The following is a 25518-nucleotide window of genomic DNA, read 5'->3' on the forward strand; positions in this document are numbered from 1 at the left end:
ATGGGGCGCGTGCAGAAAGGGATATGAGAATGAAGCCACTCAAAATCGCAGCCGTGGCTTTGATACTTGCAGCAATTGCAGTCGGTCTTGTTCTGTTCTGGAGGCACGAAGAGCGCTACCCGTCCACTCAGGATGCATATCTGGGCGCGAACATCATCTATGTCGCTGCACAGGTGACAGGGCAGGTGGCCGATGTACATGTGATCGAAAACCAGCCCGTGAAAAACGGCGATCTGCTTTTCACGATCGACGACACTCAATTCAAGGCTTCTGTGGATGCAGCTAAAGCCAATCTGGATAGTGCGATACAACAGGCCAAATCCTATTCCACACAGATTGCGGCGGCAGAGGCTTCGGTGGACAGCGCCCAATCGGCCTACGATACTGCATTGAAGAGTTTTGAACGTGCAAAAGCCCTGTTCGCATCAGGCGATATCGCGCAGGCATCGCTGGATCAGACGGCATCGGATTTCGCCCAAGCCTCTGCAAGGTTGACGACCAGCCAGTCCAGCCTTTTGGCACTGAATAGCGGGTTGCAGGCAAAACAGGATGATATCCTGTCTGCGCGGGCACAACTTGAAATTGCGCAAACCAACCTTGCCTGGACCAAGATCCATGCTGCGGCCGACGGATGGATCGCCAATCTGACTCTTCGACCAGGATCCTCGGTGTCCGCCAATGCCCCGCAATTCTCGATTGTCGAATCGTCCGATTGGTGGGTGGACGCGAACTTCAAAGAGACCGCATTGGCGCGCATTCGTCCGGGGCAGCCGGTCACAATACGTGTCGATATGCTCCGCGGAACGACGCTCACAGGTAAGGTGGCGTCAATCGGGCGAGGGTCTGGGGACACGTTTTCGTTGCTGCCCTCGGAAAACGCGAGCGGGAATTGGGTCAAGGTCACCCGGCGATTTCCGGTTCGGATCGCGCTTGACCCGACCGATGCGCCCTTGCGTGTCGGAGGCAGCAGCAAAGTTGTCGTAGATACAACAGGTCCGGTGGACGACAAATGACCCCTGTGGCGTCCGGCCATGTGAACATGGTGATCGTGATCGCCGTTGTTCTCAGCGCCATTCTGGAAGTCCTGGACAGTACGATTGTCAATGTGGCGTTGCCGCATATCCAGGCCGCATTCGGGGCGACGACCGATCAGGCGACATGGATTCTGACCAGCTATATCGTTTCCGCGGTGGTCATCATGCCGTTGACAGGGTTCGTCGCCCGACGCGTGGGCCGACGACGGTTGATCCTGACGGCGGTGACTGGTTTTGCCGTCATGTCGATGATGTGCGGCATGTCCTGGAGCCTTGAGGTCATCGTTGCCTTTCGGCTGGCTCAGGGCATGTTCGGCGCTTTCCTGATCCCTTTGTCCCAGTCCATTCTATTTGATGCCTTCCCGCGGGAAAGGCGCGGACAGGCAATGGCCATCTTCGGTCTGGGCGTCGTAGTGGCGCCGGTACTGGGGCCAACGGTCGGTGCAATCCTGACCGAATATTTTTCCTGGCGGATGGTCTTCTTTGTCAATGTTCCTGTGGCGGCCCTTGCGCTGCTTCTGCTGGCCGGAGAATTGCCGGAAGACAAAACCGAGGAGGTTCAGATCGATTGGAAAGGCCTTGCTCTGCTGGCTATTGGAATCGGGTGCCTTCAATTCGTTCTGGATCAAGGCGAGACACTGGACTGGATGTCGTCCCGCGTCATCCAGGTGGCTGTGATCGCAGCAGTTATCGGGGCGTTTGGTTTCATTTTTCACGCGTTGACCTCTCGCAATTCGGTTGTGGACCTGCGTCTGTTCGCAGACCGAAACTTTGCCCTGTGCAATCTGATCATCGCGGGTTTTGCCGTGTCTCTGTTCGGGGGCATCGCGATTTTGCCGACGCTTGTTCAAAGTCTGCTGGATTTCCCAGTCATCGCGTCGGGCCATCTGTTCATTCCGCGTGGCCTGACCGCAGGGCTGTCCATGGTTCTGACCGGCGCAGTTCTGGTAAACCGCTTCGATCCGCGCCTGCTGGCGGGCATCGGCCTGTTGCTGACAGCAATAGGGAATTTCATGATGGGGGCCATCAACCTCAATGCCGGTTTTTGGGAGCTCGCATGGCCGGGGGCCATCAGCGGCCTCGGGATGGGTCTTGTGTTCGTGCCCATGTCGATACTGGCTTTCGAGAGCATCAGTAAAGGCCGGCAGGACGAAGCTTCTGGTCTGTTCAACGTGACAAGGCAACTGGGGTCGTCGGTTGGCATCTCGCTGGTCGGCAGCTGGGTTGTACGCGGGTTGCAGACCAATACGGCGGTGCTCAGCCAGAATGTGACGCCCTACAACCCCGCGGCCCAGGCGTATCTGAGCCCGCTTGGCCTTGCGCCGGACAGCGCTGAAGGTGCTGCCATTCTGGGCCAGGAAATCATGAAGCAGGCCGAGATGATTTCCTATTTGACCGTATTCAACAATCTGGGTCTGCTTGCCTTGGCGACAATTCCATTGCTTTTCTTTTGTCGCGCTCCGAAGCCCGGGTCACATGTTGCCGCTCATGTGCATTAGCGCGTCAAGGTCAGCCCAAGCCACAGGGCGAACCAGCACAGCACCAGGCTGATCAGGATATTGCCAGCTGCCAGAACCAGAGTGCGCTCGCGCCGAAGTTCAAGAGATTGATAGGCAAAGCTGGAAAACGTGGTGAACCCGCCGCAGAATCCAAAGACCAGCCGTCTTTGATCCTCGGGGATGTCGACAGGGCCGCCCAGATAGCCGATCCAGATCCCCAGCAGCAGGCTGCCCAATACATTGACGATCAACGTCGAAAAGGGCAAATCGTGCCGCACTTTCAAAGCCAGCCAATGACGCAGGACCGCCCCCAGGCCTCCGCCCAGTCCGAACATCGCATGAAGATAGAGGTCATTCATGACGGTGACCTCTCGGAATGAAAATGGTTGCCCAGCTTCTCTCCGACCAGGGCAGCGCCAATGCCTAACGCGACTTCCAACCCGACAGCAAGCGGCACGGCCCAAAGATCACTTTCGGCAATACGTTCCAGATCAGCTACAAAAGATGAAAAGGTGGACAACCCACCACAAAATCCGACCGCGCCCAGATGCAGAACATGCGCGTGCACCTTGTGACGTATTGAATACAGCCACCCCAAGACGAAACAGGCCGCCACGTTAATGCCGAAGGTCGACGTGAGGAAACTGAGGCCGGGGATTTCCAGCGCGAAAACTTCGCGCAACAACGATCCCAGCGCTCCTCCGGCAAAGACGGCGAGAAACATAAGGCTCTTTCGGTCGCGTCGGGGTTGGGAATGCGTCTTTGTCAAGTGTATGCCTGTCGCCTTCTGGTATGCGTGGCATATCCACTGGCGACACCCTGTTCAACTGTTGAGCCACCGTAACGCACTTTCACGTTTTCGTCTTTGGGCGGATAAATTCCCGCGAAAGCTTGCAATTAAAAATCAATCTGTTTCACGTTGAGTGCTGTTGGAACGCGCAACCACCGGTCGGAAACATGAGGAGACAGGAACATGATTGTACGCAGGATCTACTATTTTCTGAGCTATGTCTGCCTGCCGTTCGTGTTGCTGTTGGGGTTCTTCTGGCCACCCGTACATTGGCTTTTGGTCATCTTGGTGCCCTACGCGGTCATCGGCCTTTATGATGTTTTGACTACCAAGCACAATGTGCTGAACAACTATCCGGTTCTGGGGCATTTCCGGTACATGCTTGAATTCGTCAGCCCGGAAATTCGACAGTATTTCGTTGAAACCAACGAAAGCGGCCGACCTTATAACCGGATCGTACGCGGCCTGGTTTATTCCCGCGCCAAGGGCCAGATGGATACGCAGGCCTTCGGAACGCAATACGACATAAACGAGGTCGGATATCACCGCGCAAATCATTCGCTTGCGCCCAAGCACGTGGACAAAAGCGAAGATCGCGTCATGTTGGGCGGGCCACAATGCACAAAGCCTTACAGCGCCTCGCGTCTCAATGTTTCGGCCATGAGCTTCGGCGCCCTGAGCGCCAACGCCATCCGCGCGCTGAACGGCGGGGCAAAGGATGGAGGTTTCGCCCACAATACCGGTGAAGGCGGGTTGTCTCCTCACCATCTGGCCGAAGGCGGCGATATCATCTGGCAGATTGGGACGGGCTATTTTGGATGTCGAACGCCGGAAGGCGGGTTTGACAAGGACAAGTTCGCCGAAAAGGCCACAAAGGATGTGGTCAAGGCAATCGAGATCAAGTTGTCCCAAGGTGCCAAGCCTGCGCATGGGGGCGTTCTGCCCGCTGCCAAGGTCGATGCCGAAATTGCCGAAATCCGCGGGGTGCCCGAGCATCAGGATGTGATTTCCCCCCCAACTCACAGCGCTTTTGACGGGCCCTCGGGGTTGATGCACTTCGTTCAAGATCTTCGCGAAATGTCCGGCGGCAAACCTGTCGGCTTCAAAGTGTGTATTGGCAAACCTTCCGAGTTCATGTCGATCTGCAAGGCCATGCTCGAGACAGGGATTTTGCCGGACTTCATCACCATTGACGGATCAGAAGGGGGTACAGGCGCGGCCCCGGTCGAGTTCACCAACCGTCTGGGTATGCCCCTGAACGAGGCGCTGATTTTCGCAAACAATTGCCTGCGTGGCGTTGGGCTGCGCGACAAGATCCGGATCATTTGCGCGGGCAAAGTGGCGACCGGATACGACATGGTCGAGAAATTCGCGCTTGGTGCGGATATGTGCAACGCGGCACGGGCGATGATGTTTGCGGTGGGCTGCATTCAGGCCTTGCATTGCAACACCAACCGTTGCCCGTCCGGGGTCGCCACTCAGGATCCCGTGCGCGGGCGCGCTGTGAACATCCCGCAAAAGCGGCGGCGCGTTCACCGGTATCACGACGCAACACTCGAAAGTTTCCGCGAACTCTTGGGTGCGATGGGAAAGGAAAAAGTGTCCGAGCTGCATCCACGCGACATTTTGCGGCGCACGGCGGACGAGCATGAGCGAACCTATGGTGACCTCTACACCTATCTGGAGGATGGTGCGCTGCTGGCAGGTGTTGTGCCCGAGGAATTCGCGGCGGATTGGGAACGCGCTTCGGCATCTCGTTTCTGAGACCCGATCCGTTAACAACCGTTTACCCAGAACAGGTGTGGGCGAACTGCGCCCGCACTTACTGTTTTGACATGTGGCTTAACTCAACTGGGGTTCGATCTGGGATTGTTGGCCACATGCGTGCTGATCCTGCGAATGCTCCATTCAACAGAATCTCGCATCGCGCGCCCCAAGGCCAAATCAAACGCTTTGATCAGATCTGATGTCTGGTCGCTTGCGGCAACGACATTTTCCTGAAACGAATTCGAAGCGATGATCTTGTCGTCGTATTCATCGATGACCTTGATGTTCATGCGCACTTCGATACGGATTTTATCTCCGTTCTCGGGGTCCGCAACAACAATCCCCTGAAACTCGCGCAGGTCCGGTGCGATCACGTAATCAGCACGCAGACCGACCGTTGACCGGCCAACGGCAGCGACTTTGCCAGAATTCTCAAAGCTTTCGATCAACAGCGTCTGAACGATCAGGGGTGCGCGATCCACCCAACGTGCCCGCGGCAAATACTGAACCTGTAACGGGGTGGGCTGAATGGCGATCTGATCCGTATTCACAGCGGCGGTTGCTGTTGGTTCTTCAACTACGATCTGTTTTTGTATTCGCGGCAACGCCGACGAAAATGTGCTTTTGGGTGTCAACAGATACAGATCGTTGGGTTTCGCGGCTTGTTTCAAAGTGCCCAAACCGGCACATCCACCGACCAATGCAAACGTCAGAATTGCAATTGCAGGCTTGATCATTGGCGGAACTCCGATGCTTGGGTGCCCAGCAGAAACCGCGCAGGATCACGTTCGACCTTGTCCACCAGACGGTCGAGGCTGATTACCAGGCGTTGGGATTCTTCGACGAAGCGAATAAATTGCGGCAGACCCACCCGCAAGAAGTCTGACACCTGCCGGCGGTTGGTCTGAACGATGCCGTCAATTGTCCCCAGCAGCTCTGACGCAGAGTTCGAAGCGCTCAGGACATCGTCTGAAATCTGATCGATCTTACCGGTGATGTTCGAGACTGTTTCGGTGACCTGGTTGGCCGCCTTCCGGATATCTTCCGCTACGGGCGCCACGTCTTCTTCCATGACGCGGTTGGCCGATTCAAAGGCCGTTTCCGCCGAAGACAGCGCACCTTTGGCCGTGTCCATTGCAGATGTGATCGAACCAAGTGTCGTGTTGGCGTTCAACACGGTCTCGTTCACGATCCCCAGCGTGACGCTGCCTTCGTCCGACAAGAGGGTCAACCGTTCGGCCAGTTGCGACCCGCGTTCGATGAAAGGTCGAACGTCCTGCTGCAAGATGCGGTCTGCCGTTTCGATCGTCGTTTTCGCTTCGTCCAGCGCAGCCCTGGCTGACTCGGACGCGGACTTGACCGAATTGAGCGTGTCCGTGCCGGTCTTGAGGGTCGTATCCGCCGTTTCAATCAAAGGGTCCAGACGTTTTGAAAATTCACCAATATCCTTGGCTGCACTGCCTATGTCGCTGGCCACGGATTCAAAGCTTGTCAATGTTTTGTCCAGCCGGCCAGTCGCAGAGGCAAGGTTGTCCAGAATGCTGCTCACGGCTTGCCGGTTCTTGTCGTCGACGACCTTGTTCAGGCTTTCCAGAAGTGTAACGGCCTCGTCCAGCACTTTTGGTGCGCCTTCAAATAATGACTGGATGGTGCTGCGCTTGCTTTTGATCACGCTGTCCTGCGGCAATCTTTCGGCAGTAGGCGACCCGCCAGTAAGTTCAACGTAACCGACGCCGGTAACACCCAGCGATTGAAGCTGGGCGATCGTTTCTTCGGTGATCGGAATATCTGCATCCACTTCTATTCGCACGCGAACCTTGGACGGATCGTCCTCGTCCAGGTTCAGAGAGATCACCTGCCCAACAGGAAGGCCGTTGAAATTCACTCCGCCCGCCGCCGAAAGCCCCGAGACGTTATCGAACAATACATCGTAGTAAGCGTATTGCCGGGTCACTTCGAATTTCGCCAACCACAGGAAAAAGCCGAATACACCCAACAGTCCCGCAAGGGTGAACGCGCCGATCAGGATGTAATTTGCTCTGGTTTCCATCGCCTTTACCTGTCCTGACCCTTCTGTTGCGCCGCGCGGGCGCGGGGGCCTGTGAAATATTCCTGCACCCAAGGATGATCCACTTTGGTCATATCCTCAATCGGACCTTCAACCAGCACGCGTTTTTCTGCAAGCACTGCAATTCGGTCACAGATGGCGTAAAGGCTGTCCAGATCATGGGTGACCATGAAAACAGTCAACCCAAGTGCCTGCTGCAATTCGCCGATCAATTCATCATACGCAGCCGCGCCAATCGGGTCCAATCCGGCAGTCGGTTCATCCAGAAAAACGATTTCGGGATCAAGCGCCAGTGCCCGTGCAAGCGCCGCGCGCTTTCGCATGCCGCCTGACAGCTCCGATGGAAATTTGCCGCAACTCAGCTGGGGCAGACCCACAAGGCTGATCTTCAACGCACCCAGAGATTCCATCAGTTTTTCACTGATGCCCGTATGTTCTCGCAGTGGGGCCATCACGTTTTGCAATACGGTCAGCGATGAAAACAGCGCACCGTCTTGAAAGGCCACGCCCCAGTGGCGTTCGATCCTGCGGCGTTCCTCTTCGGGACCGTTCAGGACATCCACTCCCAACACTTCTATACTGCCAGCAGCAGGTTTGTTCAGACCCACAATTGTACGTAGCAAGACGGATTTTCCGGTTCCGGACCCGCCAACAATGCCCAGAACCTCGCCGCGCCAGACATCAAGGTTCAGATCGTCATGAACCACCTGCGTTCCGAATTGGTTTCTGAGACCGCGAACGCGGATCACGGCGTCACGCTGCGCTGCGTTCTGTTCCGTTTCGTGTTGCGTGCTATCGTTCATGTTAGATTCCGATTTCGGAAAAGAAAATCGAAAACAATGCGTCGATTGCAATCACCATGAAAATGGATTGCACTACCGAGGCGGTTGTACGCTGCCCCACACTCTGGGCCGACCCTTTGACCTGCAAGGCCTGCCAGCATGCTGTAACCCCGATGACCAGCGCAAAGAATGGTGCCTTGATCAACCCAACCGCAAGTTGCCAGACATCGGTGTTTTCTTTCAAACGGGTGACAAACATGCCAGGGCTTACGCCCAGATCGATCCAGCTCATCAGCGCGCCGCCGAAGAGGCCGGCAACATCTGCGACAAAGCCAAGAATGGGCAGCATGATCAGCAACGCCAAAACACGTGGAATGACAAGAACCTCGATCGGGTCAAGGCCCAGCGTCCGCATGGCGTCGATCTCTTCCTGTACTTTCATCGAACCGATCGAGGCCGTGAATGCCGAACCCGAGCGGCCGGCAACAATAATCGCGGTCAGCAAAATTCCCAGCTCTCGCAGAATCGAGATTGAAATCAGTTCGACCACGAAGATCTCGGCCCCGAACTGTTTCAGTTGTGTCGCACCCTGAAAGGCCAGCACGACACCGATCAGAAAACCCATCAGGGCCACGATGGGAAGGGCTTTGACCCCGGTTTCCTCCATATGAGTGACAAGGGCCGCTTTGCGCAGACGCCACGGCATGACCAGGGTTCGAAACAAGCGGTGCAGGGTGAGGCCCAGAAATTCGAGAATCGACAGGGTATCCTTCCAGGCTCCGAATGTGCCCTGACCCACATGTGCGACCCAGTCCAGAAATCCACGAGGGTCCTCAAGCTTGCCGGGTTTGTCCGGGATGCTGCGTGTCACCGTGTCTATCAGTGTCGCATGTGCGGGTTTCACACCTTGAAACTCCAGCGTGGCACCGTTTGACGTGAACCTCCGGCCCAGGTCCGCAACCAGCCAGGCTCCGCCCGTATCCAATGCTTCTATACCGGACAGGTCAATAACGACTTTGCCCCCGCAAGGTTGGACCGCAGCAAAATCACGCTCCACGGTTTGCAGGGATTGTGTGAGCAACTCACCAGAAATGCGCACTTGATTGCCGCTGGCGTCGCGCTCTGATGTGATCGTTGGCTGCGTCATGGTGCCATGTGAAGTAAAACAATTAATGCCTGCAATGACTTTGTGCCCTTTGAAGTGGTTTTTGCCGCACAGGATGGCCTTGGCGTCACGCCGGACCATGAGTTGAAGCAAGCGTAACTGTAAACAGGGGTGTTACTTTTCTCGGCTCAAGTCAGGCCGGAAAAGAAAACGCAGGGCTGTTCGACTAATCGGTTGCGCGAAAAACGGAAGCGGGACACATTCCGCTGCGGAACCCTGGGTGCGGAATTCGGAGAAGTCGGTATGCATCACGCCAAGAACGTTCTGTTCATCATCATCGATCAATTGAGGGCAGATTGCCTGAACGGCGCTCTGGCCGAGCACGTGCAGCTACCGAACCTTCGGGCTTTCATGGACGAGGCGGTAAGTTTTACGCGCCACTTCTCTGTCACCAATCCCTGTGGGCCATCCCGCGCATCGATTTTGACCGGCCAATACGCGATGAACCACCGTTCCGTGCGAAATGGTACTCCGCTGCGTCATGACACGCCGAACATCGCCACGGAAATGCGAAAGGCGGGTTATATGCCGATGCTGTTCGGGTACACCGATACGTCTGCCGATCCCCGAGTCCATGATCCCAACGATCCCGTGCTCAAATCTTACGAGCAATCGATGAACGGGTTCCTTGAAGTTGTCGAAATGCGCCTGGAAGAGTCATACCCCTGGCGATCATATTTAATGAAAAATGGCTATACGTTCGATACATATTGGGATGTTTACAAGCCTGTCTCACCGGATGGTCAAACGCCCAAGCTGAACGACCCGGCCATGTATCGGGCAGAACACAGCGACACAGCCTTCCTGACCGATGCGTTTCTGGACGGGATTGCACCTCATCAAGGCGAGGGATGGTTTGCTCATCTGACTTACATCCGTCCTCATCCACCTTTGGTTGCGCCTGCCCCGTATAACGACATGTACGATCCGGCGGAAATCCCTCTGCCGAAACGCCTGCCAAGCGAAGCCGCTGAAAAGGCACTGCATCCGTTTTTCGGACCAAAGCTGGACGCTTATACGGCAGAAAAGTTCGTTCATGGCTTTGCTGACGTTGAGCCAACGGATGAAAACATCCGCACTTTGCGCGCCGTTTATCTGGGATTGGCGACCGAGGTCGATCACCATATCGGGCGCGTCGTTCAGTATCTCAAGGACAGTGGGCAATACGACGATACCATGCTGGTCATAACGGCTGATCATGGCGAAATGCTGGGCGACAGGTACAGCTGGGGCAAAATGACTGTGTACGACGCGGCCTATCACACACCGTTGATGATACGTCTGCCGGGGAACGAGGCCATGGCCGGCGCGAAAGTGACCGTTCCTACCGAGTCGATTGATGTCACGCCGACTATCCTTGATTGGATTGGGCAGACTGTTCCAAACGCCATGGATGGCAGGTCTTTGTTGCCCTTGTTGCAAGGCGACGTTCCCGGTGATTGGCGCAGCTATTCCTTCAGCGAGCTGGATTTTTCGGAACCCGAAGAACCGACCCTCTGGCAGCGGCGGTTGGGAACGGGCAACAGTGATTCCTGTTTGGGAATATTGCGGGACGAACGATTCACGTTGATCGAATTTGCAGCCGACCTGCCGCCGATCCTGTTTGATCACCAGGGACAAGGAGAATTCGAAAACCTTGCGGATAACCCCGCGTTTGCGGCTGATCTTGCCCGGTTGGGCAGACAGATGCTGCGCCATCGGATGCGAAACATGGATCATACCTTGTCGTTGCACTCCATCACTTCCGAAGGCGCGAAGTCCCGTTCCAGATATTAGGATTACTGCACGCTTTCGCGCTCTTTTCAGTTAGATCATGGAAGTTGCATGAGACGTTTTGTCGTTCATCAATTCCACTACCGGCGCATCAATTCTGATGGTACCCATGGGGCGTGGAGAAGACGAACCTGGACATCACCGAACAGCGCATAAAGGCGATGACGACTGCCGGACTGAATCTCATCGGTCAGGCGCTTTCGATCTATGACAGCAACCTGAAACTGGTGCTGAGCAATCGTCGGTTCAAGGAAATGTTCGACCTGCCGGACGAGCTGGTCGAACGCGGAGCCTTGTTTCGGGATACCATCCATTTTCTCGCCAGCCGTGGCGAATACGGTGACGAAGAAAGTGTGGAAAAAATGGTGAACCTGCGCGTCGAGCAGGCTTTGGCTTTCGAGCCTCATTACATGGAACGCGTAAGGCCCAACGGGCAGGTTATCTCGATAGAAGGCGCGCCGTTGCCACAGGGCGGATGGGTTGCGGTTTACACTGACATTACCGGCACCCGGCGTGCAGAAAACCTGCTGCGGGCGCGATCGGAAGAATTGTCGGAACAATTACTCGGCCACGCCGAAGAACTGTCTGCAACCAACCGAAAGCTTGCGGCCACGATCAAGGCATTGGAAGAGGCCAAACGCGAGCTGACCGAAATCGAAGCCCGCACACGCATGATGACCGAAATGATGCCGGCTCATATCGCGCATTTGGATAGCACTGGTCGATATGACTACTCCAACCGCCGTTTGAGCGCGGTCCTTCCCGGACGTCCGTCGGAGGTTCTTGGGCTTCACATATCCGAAGCTCTTGGTGCCGCCGCGTATCGGCGGGTCAAAGCGCATCTGGCAAAAGCATATGACGGAGAAACCTCCGTATTCGAGTTCACCGAGGATCAGGATTCCCGCCGTATCCGCGTTTCATTCACGCCCGATGACGCCGGTGGCGTCTATGTAATGTCGGTTGATATCACCGAAGAAACGCAGGCGCGCGTCGTTTTGCAGCAAACGCGTCGGCGGGCTATGGCCGCCCAGATGACCAGTGGATTGGCCCATGACTTCTCCAACTTGCTGACGATCATCCTTGGGATGCAGTCCAAACTGAACAAAATGGACCTGTCGGATGAAGCACATGAGCTGGTTACCGCGACACAGCAAACGGCGCGTCGGGGTGGGCAATTGCTGAACCGGATTGCGGATATGACCGGGAACCGAACGCCACATCCTCAGGCCACGGACATGAAGGCGCTGTTGGAAGACCTGAGAATATTGGCCTCGCCTTCCTTGCCGCGCGGCGTCGGTTTGTCGGTGGTCAACACTTTGCCCGACCGGGCTTTGATGCTGGACCCGGGAATGGTGCAGGATGCGTTGCTGAACCTAGTGCTGAATGCGCGGGATGCCTGCGGCAGTTCGGGTCAGATTACAATCAGCGCGCATACCATCGGAGAAATCTGGGTTGAAATCACCGTATCGGACACTGGCCCGGGCTTTACTCCAGAGGCGCTGGAAAAGGCGCTGAACCCGTTCTTTACCACCAAGGGAAGCGACGGGTCGGGGCTTGGTCTGCCCATGGTGTATGACACTGTCAAGCTGGCCGGGGGCGATCTGAATCTCAAGAACACGGTATCAGGCGCGTCCGTCGTTTTGCGGTTGCCCTATCGGCCAGCTCCGCCCGTGCAAGACGGTCTGGTACTTCTGGTCGAAGACAGCGAAGATTTGCGGGGGCAGTTTCGGGATATGCTGGTAGAGCTGGGCTTCGCCGTCATCGAGGCCAATTCGGTAGATGAGGCGCTGGCGTTGATTAACAGCGTTGAAGACATTTCTCTTGTCCTGTCCGATATCCGTCTCGAAGGAAGTGGTACCGGTCTGGACATTTTGCGGCAGGTGAAGCCGGGATTGCCATGTATCCTTATGACGTCGCTGCCCAGTTCGGACCCGTTGTACCAGCGCGCCCTTGCGTTGGCACCGGTGTTGCGTAAACCGTTTTCGCAGGCTCAATTGTCAGCCCTGATCCAAACCGAGGCCGCCTGATGACGCAACCGCTGGTTACCATCCTCGACGACGAACCCGAAATCCGGCGCATCCTGACGGACGCTCTGGAGGATGCCGGTTTCCGTACGCAGAGTTTTTCCCGCGCACGAGAGTTCGAGGCTGCGCTCAACCGTGTGACGCCCGATGTCTGTCTGGTCGACCTGTCATTGCCGGATACGGATGGGCTGGCGTTGGTTCATCGTCTGGCGTTGGAACAAGGCGCGGCAGTGATCATCATTTCGGGGCGCGCGCAGGTGCAGGACCGTGTTACGGGTCTGGAACTTGGGGCAGACGATTATATTACAAAACCGTTTGACCCTGCGGAAGTCGTGGCGCGGATCAGGGCAAGATTAAGAACACCTCGCACTCAGACCTCTCATTCGGATACGGCGGAATTCAACGGCTGGACCGCACATTTTGACCGATACGTCCTTGAAAGTGAATCAGGTGACGAAACGCCTTTCAGCCATGCAGAGGGGGAAGTCCTGCGGCTGTTTCTGGAAAGCCCCAAGCGGCTGATCAGCAGAGGGCAAATGCAGGAGTCCCTGGGTGGCGCAGCCGGAGACAGTTTTGACAGGGCGATGGACGTTCGGATTTCCAGGTTGCGCACCAAGCTGGGAGAAGATCCCAAGAACCCGCGGTTGATCAAGACGATCTATGGGGCGGGGTATATATTCTTGGGTGATGTCGGTTGGAAGTAGTCGCAAATCCAACCGGCCGAGACTTGGTCAGATGAGTTGTTTTCCATGTTTGTTTGACCCTTTCGAGCCTTCCGTGCTGAAGCTGCTGACTCCGAGATTTCCGTATCGGAAGTGACACGTCTGTCCCCAATTGCCCCATCGCTCATTCGCGCAATGCCTGATCCTTTATCTTCACAACCGGTTGCAGAATATAGTCCAGCACTGTTTTGCGACCCGACAGAATGTCGACTTCGGCGATCATTCCAGGTATGATTTCGACTGCTATGCCATTCCCATCAAGCATGGTGCTTTTGGTTCGAATCTCGACCACAAAGACCTCTTCGTCATTACGCTCAGATCGAGTGACCGTGTCTGCTCCGATGCGGATGATTTCCCCATCCAACGCTCCGTATCGTGCAAAATCATAAGCCGTGATTTTGACCTTCACAGGCTGACCAGAATGCAGAAACGCAATGTCCTCGGGCTTTACATAGGCTTCAACCAGCAATGTGTCGTCCAGCGGCACGATTTCAACAAGGTCCTCTCCACTGCGGGCAAGACCGCCAATGGTAGAGCGATGAATCCGGTTTACAATGCCGCGTACCGGAGACCGAACCTGCGCCCTTGAGGCCCGGTCGCGCAAAGCGGGCAGGGCGGGTTGCAAGGCAGCCAGCTCGGCAGTGGCAAGCGCCAGGTCCGTCAGCGCGGCGCTGCGAAACCGGCTTCGCACCGCTTGAATTCGATCGTCGATTTCGTCCAAGCCCGTTTGCAATCTGTTGGTTACGGCTTCTGCCCGCACCTTGCGACCGCGCCATTCGGCTTCACTCCGCCGCAACGCAAGCAATGTTGTTGCAGGCTCCATTTGACGCTCGACCAGCGGCGCCATGATCGCCCTTTCTTCAGCCAGGACCAGCAAGGTTTCCTCTGCCGTCACTTGATCGACCAGGCCTTCCTCAAATTCTCGCTGTTTTTGCTGACGCTGACGCTCCAAGATGGCTATTTCTGCCTCCAACTCGGCCCGCCGGCCTTGGTACAGTGCAGTTTCAGATTGCGCGACGGTAGGCGCGCCGTTGATCAGTTGAACATCGAAATCCAGTTGTGTCCCATCAATTTCGGACCGAAGGCGTTGGATGCGCGCCATCAGCCCGAACGCGCGTTGCTGTTCCTGACTGAGCTGACTGTCAATTTGGGTTGTTTCCAGTTCCATAAGCAGAGAACCTTTTTCGACCAGTTGGCCTTCGCGCACATGCAACGACTGCAATACGCCGGGCTCGGTGGCTTCGATCAGCTGGATGTCTCCGGAAGGCACGATCCGGCCGTCCACGCGCGTGACATCGTCCAGTTCAGTCAGGTGCGCCCACAATAGGGCGGCGATCAGGCAGAGCAAAATCACCAAAAGCAGCAAGGAACTCCGAACAGGAGAGCGTCCCTGCATCTCGCGCGCCAGGGTGGCCAGATCAGGATGCTGCGACATTCAGGTGCCTCCCTGTCCGGCGAACATGTTGCGTCAGCATGCTTTTGGGGCCATCCGCCGCGATTTTCCCGTGTTCAAGGATGATGACTCTGTCAACAAGCTCCAACAGGCTGGTTCTGTGTGTAATGACAACCATGGTGGACTCTACCGTGCATTCTTTCAGACGTTGGATAACCTGGGCTTCGGTTTTGACATCCATCGCGCTTGTTGGTTCATCCAGCAAGAGAACCGGCGGACGGCCTATGAGTGCCCTTGCCAGGGCAATGGCTTGACGCTGTCCGCCAGAGAGGCCTTCGCCGCGTTCCGCGAGTTGAAGATCGTAACCCCCGGGATGGTTGGCCACGAAATCCTCAACCCCGGCGGCGCGGCCTGCTTCGATCAGTTCGTGATCTTTTGGCCGGATTGCACCGCTTGCGATATTGTCCCGGACTGATCCGGAAAAGAGCCATATGTCCTGTAAGACGGATCCGATATTGCGGCGCAGATCGCCAGGATCGATCTGGCGGATATCAAGACCGTCGAACGTAACAGATCCAACACGCGGCGCGTACAATCCCAGCATCAGACGTGCGATGGTGCTTTTACCGCAGCCAATCTGACCAAGGATCGCCACTTTTTCACCCGGTTTGATCGTGAATGAAACGCCTTGCAGGGTATCTTCCCCTTGGTCAGGGTAGGAAAAATACACGTTGTTGAAGGCGATCGCTCCTTTGAAATGGGGCCGGTTCACCCATGTTCGGCCTAGTGGGCGTTCGCTTTCCGCCATCATCAGCGCGTTGAGGTTTCGGTATGCACTTCGGGCTTGGTTAAGCCTTGTCAACGTTTGCGCTAACTGGCCCAAGGGTGCCAGGGCCCGCCCTGTCAGCATTACTGAGGCAACCAAAGCGCCCATGCTGGTCTGGCCGTCTGTGATCAGAAAAACACCATAAAATACGATCAACACCTGTGCCGCTTGTTGCGTAAAACCGGTCAGGTTGAGAGCAAATTGTGTAACGGTCCGGCTCTGAGCACCGTGCGAGGATTGCCGTTCTATCGCCTGCTCCCATCGGGAACGCATTTGCCGGCCCGCTGCTGTTGTCTTTATCGTTTCAAGGCCTGAGACGGCTTCTACGAGGACCGACTGTTTGGATTGCCCGTCGGACAGGCTCTTTTCTGCCATGCGCGACAGAAGCGGCTGTACGGCCAAACCTGTCAGCAGAACCACAGGCACGGCCAGAGCCGGGACCAATGCCAGTTGTCCGCCGACCAGGTAAATCACAAATACGAACAACCCGATGAACGGCAGATCCACGACGGCAACAAGCGTTGCGGATGTGAAGAACTCACGCAGGGTCTCGAAGTCACGGATGGTACTGGTCATGGCGCCGGTGGAACCCGCGCGTGACTTCATCTGGATGTTCAGAACGTGGTCGAAAATTCGCCGCCCCATGAACAAGTCGGCTTTTTGCCCGGCCTTGTCGATAAACGCCGCTCGCAGCAATTTCAGCACGAAGTCAAATAGCAGCGCCAGAGCTACGCCCGCCGTCAAGGCAATAAGCGATTCGGTTGCCTCATTGGGCAACACGCGATCATAGACAACCATGATGAAAACTGAGGTCGACAAGCCAAGAAGGTTTGCCAGAGCCGCAGCGAGAGCAACCTGTATGTAAGTCCATCGATTGGCGGACAACGCCGCGCGAAACCAATGACCTCGGTTACCCGTGTGACCGGCGTCCAGTTCATCTGTATGATTTCGCCGAAACAAGACCGCGAAACCGGTGTATGAATTGGCCAGCTGTTCTTCTGAAACTTCGCCGATTCCTTCACCAAGTTCCGGGTCATAGATCAGCAAGGCACCGTTTTTTGCGCGGCCATGGTACACAACAGCCTTGTTTTCGGTCATCAGCAACAAGGCCGGGGCCAATGCTTCGTCAAAACTCGCGATGCGCCGCTCGCCATAGCCCGCCTGTAGACCTGTGTTTTCCGCCACCGAGAGGATGTCACGAACAGTCAGATCCCCGTCCGAACCGGTCTGCGACGCCTGGATCGTTGCAAGGGTCAGAGGGCGTTCAAGCGTCGCAGCAATATTCAGAAGGCAGGCTTCGTAGCATGTCAAACAGGCGCGATCCGACATTGATTTCAACGTGCTCATTTTACCTCGTTCCAATTGCCAAGCGAAATTCCGAGCAGGTCCAGAATGTCTCCGGTAAGGCTCAGAGCCGCGTAGTTGGTCAGAAAATAACTCTGTTCGGCCAGAATCAGGCGTTCTTGCGCATTTACGTAATCGCGTTGAGCGTCCAGGATTTCGATCAGGCTGCGACGCCCGATCGAGAACTGTGCGCGGGATGCAGCAACACTGTCGGCATTGGCACTTGCCGCAAAACGGGCCGCGCGCAGCCGTTCCGCGCCTGCTTTTTGATCGGATCGAATAAAGCCCAGCTCCCGCATGATTTCGCGAACCAGTTGCTCTCGCGCGAACTCCGCTTCTTTCACCTTTGCTTCTGCGGCGGCGATGGCGGCGCGGCGTTGGCCGGTGCTGTCCAGCTCGTAGTTAAAAGAAAGATCCACGCCAAAATTTGCATCCCGAGTGTCATCCTGGTTGGCAAATGCGGCGACCCGAACGTTCGGTTTGCGACGTGCCTGAGCGGCCGACCATTCGGCTTTGGCTGCCAGCAAGCTGGCATCCGCCCTACGGATCTGAGGGCTGTTCATCACGACCTGGGCATCACTTCTATTCAGCGGTGGGGCTGGTACAGGAGGGGGCAATGATCCGGGAAAAGTCCCGAACACTTCTCGAAACCGCGCTTCGGCCCGATCAGTTCGTGATCGCGCGTCAGCCAGTCTTGTGCGTGCATCTGCCATTCTGGACTGAGCGGCCAGAACATCTGCATTTGAACCGGCGCCGCCCGCTGTGCGGTCCGAAATCTGACGCACCAGTTCTTCATGAACCGAGACATTGTCGGCCGCGATGCGGAGTATTTTTCTTTGATCAATGACAAGCACATAGGTCTCGATGGCGGCCAGCGCCGTGGCCGATGCCGTCTGAATCTGATCGCCCCGTGTTTCCAGAACACGTGCCCGGGCTGCCGTCAGATCCCCCGAGGCAGCCCCACCGTCATAAACCAATTGTGAAATTCTCAGATAGGGTGAAACATCTGCAATATCAGATTCGACCCGTTCGGACCGTGCATTTATTCCCAACGAGATCTGCGGAAGAAAGGCGCCTTCCGCTGCATCTTGATTGGCTGATGCGATATCCATCCTGGTATTACTTTGCGCCAGTGTCGGGCTTGTCTCCACCGCCTGGCGCACGCGTTGCCCGAATGCACTACTGCTGAGCTTTGCCGATGGCTTTGCTGCCCCTGCACCGGTGGTCCCGGGTGCCAAGGACACTGCCACTGGAGTCAAATCAGGAGGGGGCGTGCAGGCGGACAACGCTATTGCAAGCAGAGCGAACGCAACCCAGGACAACACTGCTTTACAGGAACGCATGATGACCCTCCTGACTGCAATGGTCCATGGCTTCTTCTTTCTGTTGCGCCGCAACCAACGCGTCCAAGAACCCTGAAACACCGGTGGTCTGTTGTGTCAGAGAACCATCAGCTTCTCGATGTGAGCGAGCATGTGCATGTGTCAGCCAGATACTATGGGTCAGCGAAATCTGATGAGCGTGAATCAGTCGCAAACCCCCATTCGATGTAAGCAGTGACAAGTGCGCGCGGGGAATTTTCTCCAGGGCTTTCTGCGTGACGCCAAAATGCCCGCACGGGAACTCAACCCCCTGAAAAGAGGTAAGCGGACCAAACAATCCCATGTCAGTAAGAACACGACACAGATGAGTTGTGTATTTCATCGACTCTTTCAGGGCGCGAAAGAAGGCTGCGACTTTTTTCAGTTCCGGCGCAAATTGCCCAGATTTGTCGAAGAATACCTCGTCCTCCGGATTGTCAGTGATAAGCCCCGCCGTTTCGTCGACAAGCAATTCGTCACTGCCGTCACCATCCGATTCAATCAGTCGTGGCCGAAACGGAGCACAGCGCAAGACGCATGGCACATAAGTCGCCAGCCATTTGCCATGTGCTGATACAAATGGCGTAGGCTGGTCTGGTTGCATGGACAAAACAGCCACTGGGTAAAAGCCGTGTTCAGATTTCCGAAAAGTGATTGGAAATGTGGCGGCGGCCTGAAGAATTTCTGCTTCGACCACAGGGCAATCTGCCATAGTCCCTGCGAAATCGAACGAGGTGAACCGCCGCCAGAACCGATGACCATGTCGTCCAAGACTGACCGGAGTTAAGCCATTCTGTGCCATAACTGCCTCATGATGTTGAATTACGTCTGTATGTGCGCCGGTCTGGATCAGGCCGTTGCCCCGGTCGGGTCGGTGTGCAGGATGTTATCTGCGGTCAGGCCGCTCAGATCGCTCAGGTCTTGGAACGTGGCCACGGTTTCAACGCTGGCATCGTTCGCCGCCTGGAAATCTACCTTGACCAAAACACTGTTTGTTCCGTCGGTTGCCATCACGTAAAGTTCATCGCCCGCCATGGCTCCGGCAAGACTCTCGACAGCGGCTTCGATTGTGCTGAGGTTGAGGTCTGTGAGTACCGTGCTGAGGCCGACAAATCCGGTGTTTGTGCCCAACGTGTCCCCGGTGGAAAGCAATTCGAACCCGGTGCCATCACCGCGGAGCGTATTGGTGTCCAGCCCGCGGAACATCAGTGCGTCAGTTACATCCGCAGCCGGGCCAATCGTAAAGCCAGTCACAATATCTGTACCATTGCTGGCCGGGTCCGCCTCGAAGACGACGATGTCTCGCCCTGCTGCAGAAACATCAATGGTATCGTCGCCGACACCGCCGCGCGTGATAGTGTCCGTATTCGCAGCGTTGAGCGTGTCATCACCATTGGTGCCAAACTGCACTGTCGTTGGCCCGCCATCAGACGTTTTGATCGTCAGTTCAATAGGCTGGCTGGAGTCCTGGATCGTCATCGTGAAAGTGACAAGCGGCTGAGAAAGATCTGTAAAGGTTGTCGCGGCCCCGGCAAAATTCGTCGCGCCCCCGGCGCCTGGGCTGGCCAAAAACAAATCGAAGGCGTTGTTTTCCGAAACCGATGCAGAGTTGAAGGTGACAACCGAAGGGTCAAATCCGAGCTCTGCCGTCAACGCCAGACCATCAGAGATATCGCGGTCGGCTTCGGCATAGATTGCGAACGTCACTGTAGATCCCGAGCGCCCAACTTCAGAAATCACATAGGCGGCGGGTTCGTGCGCAACGGCTTGCTCGGAAACCAGCAGCGGATCTGGTCTACCCGCAACTGTCGCCTGCGCGGAAAAGACAAGGTCATCACCTGCCTCTACTGCCGAAAAGTTGGACGCCGCGACAGCCAGCGACCAGGATCCGTCTGCGGCCACCGTTGCAGATCCGACCGAACTGCCGTTTAACGTGACATCCACCGACTGGCCGACTGACAATCCGGTCGATGACCCGCCGATAGTAATCCCGGAGGCCTTGGCATCGGCAAGACCAATCGAATTGTTGACCCCGACATCGTTCAACGTCAACAAGGGGCGAAAATCTGTGGAAAGTGAGCTGTTCGCCGCGGCCGAGCTGTTTCCGGCCAGATCGTCAACAGTGGCGGAAATGGAATAGCTCGTTCCGTCAGAGAGCATTCCAAGATCATTTGCTGGAACGGTAACTGCCCACGAGCCATTTGATGCGACGCCAGTATAGGTTTGCCCGCCGAATGTGACCGAAACGGTCTGGCCATCTTCAGCTGTGGTCGTGCCTGAGATTGCAAGATCCACGCCCCTTTCGGTCACGTCCAACACGGCACCCACAGGCAGACTGTTTATGGTTATTGAAGGTGCTGTGAAGTCAGTGGCAAAGCTTGTCGTGGTTTGATTGTGGTTTCCCGTCGCGTCCGAGATCGACGCATTGACATTGTAAGTTTCGTTGTCTTGCAGAGCAGACAAATCTGTCACGGTTGCCGTATAGGTCCAAGTGCCCCCGGTTACCGTTGCTGTTCCGGAAACGTCCGTAGTGCCGTCAGCGCGCGTGATTTCGACGGTAACAACTGTTCCGTCCGGCGCATCGGACGTTCCTGACACTGTCAGGTCGGTTCCTTGTTCAACGGCGTTCATGACGGCCCCGTCGGATACGGTTGAAATTCCGATCGTCGGTGGCGTGAAATCGGTGGTAAAGCTGTTGTTCGCTTGCAAGGCCGGATTCCCGGCAGCGTCCGAGACATCCGCGGTTACGGTGACGGTCGCCGCGTCAGAAAGACCTGCCAGATCCGAAGCAGGTACGGTTACGCTCCAATTGCCGCCAGAAACCGTTGCGCTATAGGACTGCCCGTTCAGACTGACGGTTACAATTTGTCCGTCTTCAGCTGTCGTACTGCCCGAGATGGAAAGATCCGTGGCCCTCTCGGATGCGTTCATGACAGCTCCGTCCGAGAAACTGTCGATGCTAAGCGTCGGCGCGGTCACATCCTTGGAAAATGTCACTGCGGCCTGCGGTGCCGTGACGCCACCGGCGTCGTCGACATCTGCGGTAACAGAGAAGTTGCCTCCATCCGACAAGGACGCCAGATCCCCAGCTGGCACAGTCACGTTCCAGGCCCCGCCAGATACTGTGCCGGAATATGTTTGACCATCGAGGGTTACAGTAACTTGCTGACCATCCTCAACGTTTGACGTCAGCCCGCTGATGGTCAAGTCGGATCCGGCTTCGGCTGCGTTCAGTACGGACCCAACAGGAAGCGGTGATATAGAAATGGAAGGGCCGGTCAGGTCCACGGGAACCGATACAAGAAGCGGTACTGCCGGATTGCCCGACACGTCCTCGACGGCTACCAGAACAGATGCCGGCACTCCGGTGGAAAGACTGCTCAAATCGGAATTGGGGATCGTTACACTCCAGCTTCCGCCAGAAGCGGTGCCTGTATGCACTTGTCCGTTGAACGTGACGATGATGGTTTGACCATCCTCTGCCGTGGTGGAACCGGTCAAGGCCAGGTCGCCGGCTACGTCGATCAGTTCTATCGAGCCGCCAGCCACGGGATCCAGAGAAACAGTTGGTGCAGTGAAATCAGTATCAAAGCTTCCGCTCGCCTGTGGTGCGGAATTTCCCGCCGCGTCGGCAACATCCGCGGTAACGTCAATCGTCGCGCCATCAGGAAGGGCCGAGAGGTCTGCCGCCGGGACAGTGACGCTCCAGTGTCCGTTGGATACCGTGCCCGAATAGTTTTGCCCGTTCATTGAGACGGTAACGGTCTGCCCGTCTTCTGCATCGGTTGTTCCGGTGACCGTCAGATCCGTTGCCTGTTCGATCGAATTCAAAACAGCGCCATCGGAAAACCCGCTGATCGACAGGGTTGGAGGAATTGTATCAATATCGAACTTGACGGATTCGGTTGACAGTTCCATGCCTGAATCGTCCAGATGCCTGACTGTCACCGTAGAGACGCCTTGCGGAAGCGCATTGGCTTCGGCCGACGTGAGAGAAACGCTCCAACTGCCGTCATCGTTGGGCGTTACGGTTTTGACAAGCGAACCTATCGTGACCTCGACTGTCGATGTTCCTTCGGGTGCGGCAGCATTGGTAAGGGCGCTGTTCAATGCCGTTGCCTGAAGTTCGGCCAGGTTCAGGCTGGTATAGCTCGGTTCCGGTTGGGGTTGGGGTTTAGGCTCTGGCGCGACAGGTTCCGGGGAATCGCCGCCGCCGCCACCTCCACCCGCAGCGGCAGCTGCACCAGCCAGCCCGAGGCCGCCCAGTGCAGCCCCGGCGCCGCTGATTCCGCCAGCTGCTGCGCCAGCTTCAGCTGCGCTGAACTGGGCGATTTCAGCAACCGCCTCTTCTGCGATCATGATTGCGCCGCTGTCCAGGACCTGCACGTTTTCCGCCGCCACGATCATCGTCCGACTGTTAGCCATTTTCAGAAGAACATCGCCGTTTTTCAGCAACTTGGCGGAGCGCACACCCGGAATTGTCTCTGCAAACTGGAAGGCGTAAAGCTCTTCGATGGTTGCTTGTGACAAGGCAGGCAAGGCCATCAATGTGGACATGAGGCCGCCAGCCGCGCCGCGACCCGCCCAACGACCAAGCTTTCCCTTGATCCATTGTTGAACTTGAGATTTGCGATCTCCGTCCGTTGAGTCAGCCGCCGGACGATTGTTGGCCTCAGGTGCTTTGGTCATCTTGCCCTCGCATGTGGAGTCCGCGATCATCGCAACAGGAAAGGATGTGCTGTTTGGCGTTTTGCTCATCTGTCTTTCCCATTTGTTGCCGTTGCGATCGGACCTGAAAAAATTGAGTTAAACTGAAACCGAACTTCTCGTTTTCACCACAATTCTGCTTCGGTTTCGGTCTGCTCATCTGGTCATCTTGCCGTAACTGCCAGGGGTGGCGCAGGAGGTGATGGCTGTGATGCTTCAGTTCGAAAGTGTAGTGGCAACGGGGAGCACGGCGCTCGATTCAGGTATCGGCGATACGGCTTTAAAAACGCTTAACGGGAATACGTATCTCTACACGGTGACCGGCCCGGGTGGCGGTGTCGCGGTCTGGCGGCTGGCCGACGGTGCCCTGCCGCAGCTGGTTGATACCGAGTATTACAGCGGTTCGATCACCTTCCAGGTGGGGCGCAGTGCCACGCCAATAACGCTGGCGGGAACCGAGCAGATCGCGCTGGATATCAATACTGCCACGGGCCTGGTCGGGTATGACGTGAACGCGGACGGAACGATCGGTAACCTGAAGGAAACGGGTGTGCTCAACGGAGGCGGAGATATCTCGGCCATCATACAGTTTTCACTGGGGTCTTCGGATGTCCTTGCGATGGCGCATGAGGGTACTGGCAATATCGGAACCTATCATGTGAACGCGAACGGGACGCTCAGTCTTGCGGGTTTGATTGCCGGCACGGCGGATGCCATGCAGACGTTGCGGTCGGGTTCGGAACATTTTCTGATCTCAAGTGACGCGGCAACAAACTCTGTCTCGACATATCGCATCGATTCCGGCACCGGCACGTTAACCGAGATCAACAATGACTCGGCTCTCGGAACCCTAGGTGTTTCAACCCCAACAGATGTCGAGACCGTAGAGGCATACGGCAAATCCTGGGTCGTGGTGGCAGGGTCCGGCAGCAACTCTCTCAGTGTTCTTCAATTGAGCAGCGATGGAAGTTTAAAGGCGACGGACCATGTGCTTGATACGCTTCATACGCGGTTTGAATCGGTTCAGGATCTGGCGGTCATGGACGTGAACGGTCGGGTGTTTGTGGTTGCAGGCGGCGGCGATGATGGCCTGTCTCTGTTCACTCTGACACCCGAAGGTCAACTTGTTCATATGGACAGTTTCGCGGATACGCTGGCCAGTGGATTGCAGAATGTCGAATCGCTGGCGGTTGCACATGTGGGCGACGAGCTGCAAATTCTCGTGACATCACAACAGGATGCCGGGGTGAACGTCCTGACGGTCCCGGTCGATGATCTGGGGGTGGTGCGCAAGGGGTTCGGTACCGTGAACGGGAGCGCGTCGGACGATATCCTCAGCGGCGGTATTCTGGACACGACCCTTTTAGGAGGCGCCGGAGACGACATTCTCATCGCGGGGAAGGGTGCGACGACGATGTCAGGTGGTGCAGGGGCCGACATCTTCGTGATGCAGTCCGGTAGCGGTCTGACCACAATAACCGATTTTCAGGCGGGCCTGGATCGTCTGGATATGTTCGACTACCTGCTGTTGCGGTCGCCTCAGCAACTGACCTTTACCAGCACAGCAAACGGGGCTCAGATCGAATATCGCGGCGAGATCGTGCAGGTCCAATCCGCGTCGGGCGGCGCTTTGACAAGCACGGATATCTTTGGCGCAGGCTTCGCCGGACCGGATCACATCCCGGTAGATTTCGGGGACCTGGGCGGGCTGACACCGGGCAGCTCTGATGGATTGGTCGGGCAGATTACGGTGGACAGCCAGGTTGCGAATCCGGGGCTGACGGATGCGGAAATCCGGTTCACGCCGGACGGCGGGGGTACGGTATCCGCCACCGCAGATAGTCAGGGGCGGTTTGATCTGGAATTGCCCGATGGCACCTTTCCCGGAGTGCTGGACATCACCAAACACTATTCCACGGCAAGCGGGAAGATTGACGCGCTGGACGCTTTGCAAGTGTTGCGTATCTCGGTTGGTCTTGACCCGACATGGGGTCCAGCGACCGCGGAAAACCTGATAGCGGCAGACGTCAACAGGGATGGCACCGTGAACGCCCTGGATGCGCTTGCAATTTTGCAAGTCGCCGTCGGGCAGCCCACGGCCCATGACCCTGAATGGGTATTTCTGGATGAGAACGCGGACCTTTCCGGAATAACCAAGGACAATGTAACCTATCAGACGGGTGTCGATGTTGTGGCGGTGGATGGGGTCATCAACGTGGACATGACCTCCATCCTGTTGGGAAATCTCGAAGCGGCCTGAGTG

18 protein-coding genes are annotated in these 25518 nt (G+C 56.4%); 7 read left to right on the forward strand and 11 right to left on the reverse strand.

Annotated features, from left to right (window positions below; translation table 11 throughout):
* Window positions 1-29 precede the first annotated feature (29 nt).
* Together ACR0I0_RS08765 and ACR0I0_RS08770 are read left to right on the forward strand one after the other, a co-directional pair.
* Window positions 30-1013: an HlyD family secretion protein gene (locus tag ACR0I0_RS08765; RefSeq protein ID WP_480491020.1), complete on the forward strand. Its 984-nt coding sequence runs from the start codon at window positions 30-32 to the stop codon at window positions 1011-1013.
* Window positions 1010-2533, forward strand: coding sequence for a DHA2 family efflux MFS transporter permease subunit (locus tag ACR0I0_RS08770; protein ID WP_480491022.1), 1524 nt, complete (start codon window positions 1010-1012; stop codon window positions 2531-2533). The genes ACR0I0_RS08765 and ACR0I0_RS08770 overlap by 4 nt, the downstream gene beginning before the upstream one ends.
* On the opposite strand, the gene crcB is transcribed toward ACR0I0_RS08770, so the two are convergent.
* Window positions 2530-2892 carry a fluoride efflux transporter CrcB gene (gene crcB / locus ACR0I0_RS08775; RefSeq protein ID WP_171724559.1) on the reverse strand — a complete coding sequence of 121 codons (363 nt, stop codon included), beginning with the start codon at window positions 2890-2892 and terminating at the stop codon, window positions 2530-2532. The two genes, ACR0I0_RS08770 and crcB, sit on opposite strands and share 4 nt — an antisense overlap.
* Window positions 2889-3257, reverse strand: coding sequence for a fluoride efflux transporter FluC (locus ACR0I0_RS08780; RefSeq protein ID WP_171724558.1), 369 nt, complete (start codon window positions 3255-3257; stop codon window positions 2889-2891). The genes crcB and ACR0I0_RS08780 overlap by 4 nt, the downstream gene beginning before the upstream one ends.
* A 249-nt stretch (window positions 3258-3506) precedes the next feature.
* On the opposite strand from ACR0I0_RS08780, the gene ACR0I0_RS08785 reads away from it, so the two are divergent.
* Window positions 3507-5087, forward strand: a complete 1581-nt coding sequence (locus ACR0I0_RS08785; RefSeq protein WP_209835058.1) for an FMN-binding glutamate synthase family protein — start codon at window positions 3507-3509, stop codon at window positions 5085-5087.
* 83 nt (window positions 5088-5170) lie between these two features.
* On the opposite strand, the gene ACR0I0_RS08790 is transcribed toward ACR0I0_RS08785, so the two are convergent.
* Genes ACR0I0_RS08790 through ACR0I0_RS08805 form a run of 4 tightly spaced genes read right to left on the reverse strand, consistent with a single transcriptional unit; the run spans window position 5171 to window position 9087 of the window.
* A complete protein-coding gene (locus tag ACR0I0_RS08790; protein ID WP_171636366.1) occupies window positions 5171-5827 on the reverse strand; it encodes an ABC-type transport auxiliary lipoprotein family protein in 657 nt (218 codons plus the stop codon).
* Window positions 5824-7140 (reverse strand): MlaD family protein, encoded by a 1317-nt coding sequence (locus ACR0I0_RS08795; protein WP_171636364.1) that lies wholly within the window; start codon window positions 7138-7140, stop codon window positions 5824-5826. Before ACR0I0_RS08795 ends, ACR0I0_RS08790 begins: the two co-directional genes overlap by 4 nt.
* Before the next feature lie 5 nt (window positions 7141-7145).
* Entirely contained in the window at window positions 7146-7961 is an 816-nt protein-coding gene (locus ACR0I0_RS08800) for an ABC transporter ATP-binding protein (RefSeq protein ID WP_171636362.1), read from the reverse strand.
* A 1-nt stretch (window position 7962) separates the two neighbouring features.
* Window positions 7963-9087 (reverse strand): ABC transporter permease, encoded by a 1125-nt coding sequence (locus ACR0I0_RS08805; protein WP_209835126.1) that lies wholly within the window; start codon window positions 9085-9087, stop codon window positions 7963-7965.
* A 261-nt stretch (window positions 9088-9348) separates the two neighbouring features.
* Between ACR0I0_RS08805 and ACR0I0_RS08810 the strand changes: the two genes are divergently transcribed.
* The 3 genes from ACR0I0_RS08810 to ACR0I0_RS08820 all read left to right on the forward strand — a co-directional run bounded on the left by ACR0I0_RS08810 (window position 9349) and on the right by ACR0I0_RS08820 (window position 13606).
* Window positions 9349-10881, forward strand: a complete 1533-nt coding sequence (locus tag ACR0I0_RS08810) for an alkaline phosphatase family protein (protein WP_480491024.1) — start codon at window positions 9349-9351, stop codon at window positions 10879-10881.
* 158 nt (window positions 10882-11039) lie between these two features.
* Window positions 11040-12905, forward strand: a complete 1866-nt coding sequence (locus ACR0I0_RS08815; protein ID WP_371732268.1) for a PAS-domain containing protein — start codon at window positions 11040-11042, stop codon at window positions 12903-12905.
* Window positions 12905-13606: a response regulator transcription factor gene (locus tag ACR0I0_RS08820; protein WP_152460491.1), complete on the forward strand. Its 702-nt coding sequence runs from the start codon at window positions 12905-12907 to the stop codon at window positions 13604-13606. The genes ACR0I0_RS08815 and ACR0I0_RS08820 overlap by 1 nt, the downstream gene beginning before the upstream one ends.
* A 142-nt stretch (window positions 13607-13748) precedes the next feature.
* Here the strand turns inward: ACR0I0_RS08820 and ACR0I0_RS08825 are convergent, their stop codons facing one another.
* Genes ACR0I0_RS08825 through ACR0I0_RS08845 form a run of 5 tightly spaced genes read right to left on the reverse strand, consistent with a single transcriptional unit; the run spans window position 13749 to window position 23306 of the window.
* Window positions 13749-15059: an HlyD family type I secretion periplasmic adaptor subunit gene (locus ACR0I0_RS08825; protein ID WP_480491026.1), complete on the reverse strand. Its 1311-nt coding sequence runs from the start codon at window positions 15057-15059 to the stop codon at window positions 13749-13751.
* The gene (locus ACR0I0_RS08830; RefSeq protein ID WP_480491028.1) at window positions 15043-17190 is read right to left on the reverse strand and encodes a type I secretion system permease/ATPase; all 2148 of its coding nucleotides are present in this window, start codon (window positions 17188-17190) and stop codon (window positions 15043-15045) included. The genes ACR0I0_RS08825 and ACR0I0_RS08830 overlap by 17 nt, the downstream gene beginning before the upstream one ends.
* Window positions 17187-18530: a TolC family protein gene (locus ACR0I0_RS08835; RefSeq protein ID WP_480491030.1), complete on the reverse strand. Its 1344-nt coding sequence runs from the start codon at window positions 18528-18530 to the stop codon at window positions 17187-17189. Before ACR0I0_RS08835 ends, ACR0I0_RS08830 begins: the two co-directional genes overlap by 4 nt.
* Complete coding sequence (locus ACR0I0_RS08840) at window positions 18517-19350, reverse strand: SapC family protein (protein WP_171724551.1); 834 nt, start codon at window positions 19348-19350, stop codon at window positions 18517-18519. Before ACR0I0_RS08840 ends, ACR0I0_RS08835 begins: the two co-directional genes overlap by 14 nt.
* 47 nt (window positions 19351-19397) lie before the next feature.
* Complete coding sequence (locus ACR0I0_RS08845; RefSeq protein WP_480491032.1) at window positions 19398-23306, reverse strand: beta strand repeat-containing protein; 3909 nt, start codon at window positions 23304-23306, stop codon at window positions 19398-19400.
* A gap of 151 nt (window positions 23307-23457) precedes the next feature.
* Between ACR0I0_RS08845 and ACR0I0_RS08850 the strand changes: the two genes are divergently transcribed.
* Window positions 23458-25515 carry a dockerin type I domain-containing protein gene (locus tag ACR0I0_RS08850; protein WP_480491034.1) on the forward strand — a complete coding sequence of 686 codons (2058 nt, stop codon included), beginning with the start codon at window positions 23458-23460 and terminating at the stop codon, window positions 25513-25515.
* The last annotated feature ends 3 nt before the right edge of the window (window positions 25516-25518 follow it).

The organism is Ruegeria sp. AG6 (assembly GCF_056541565.1).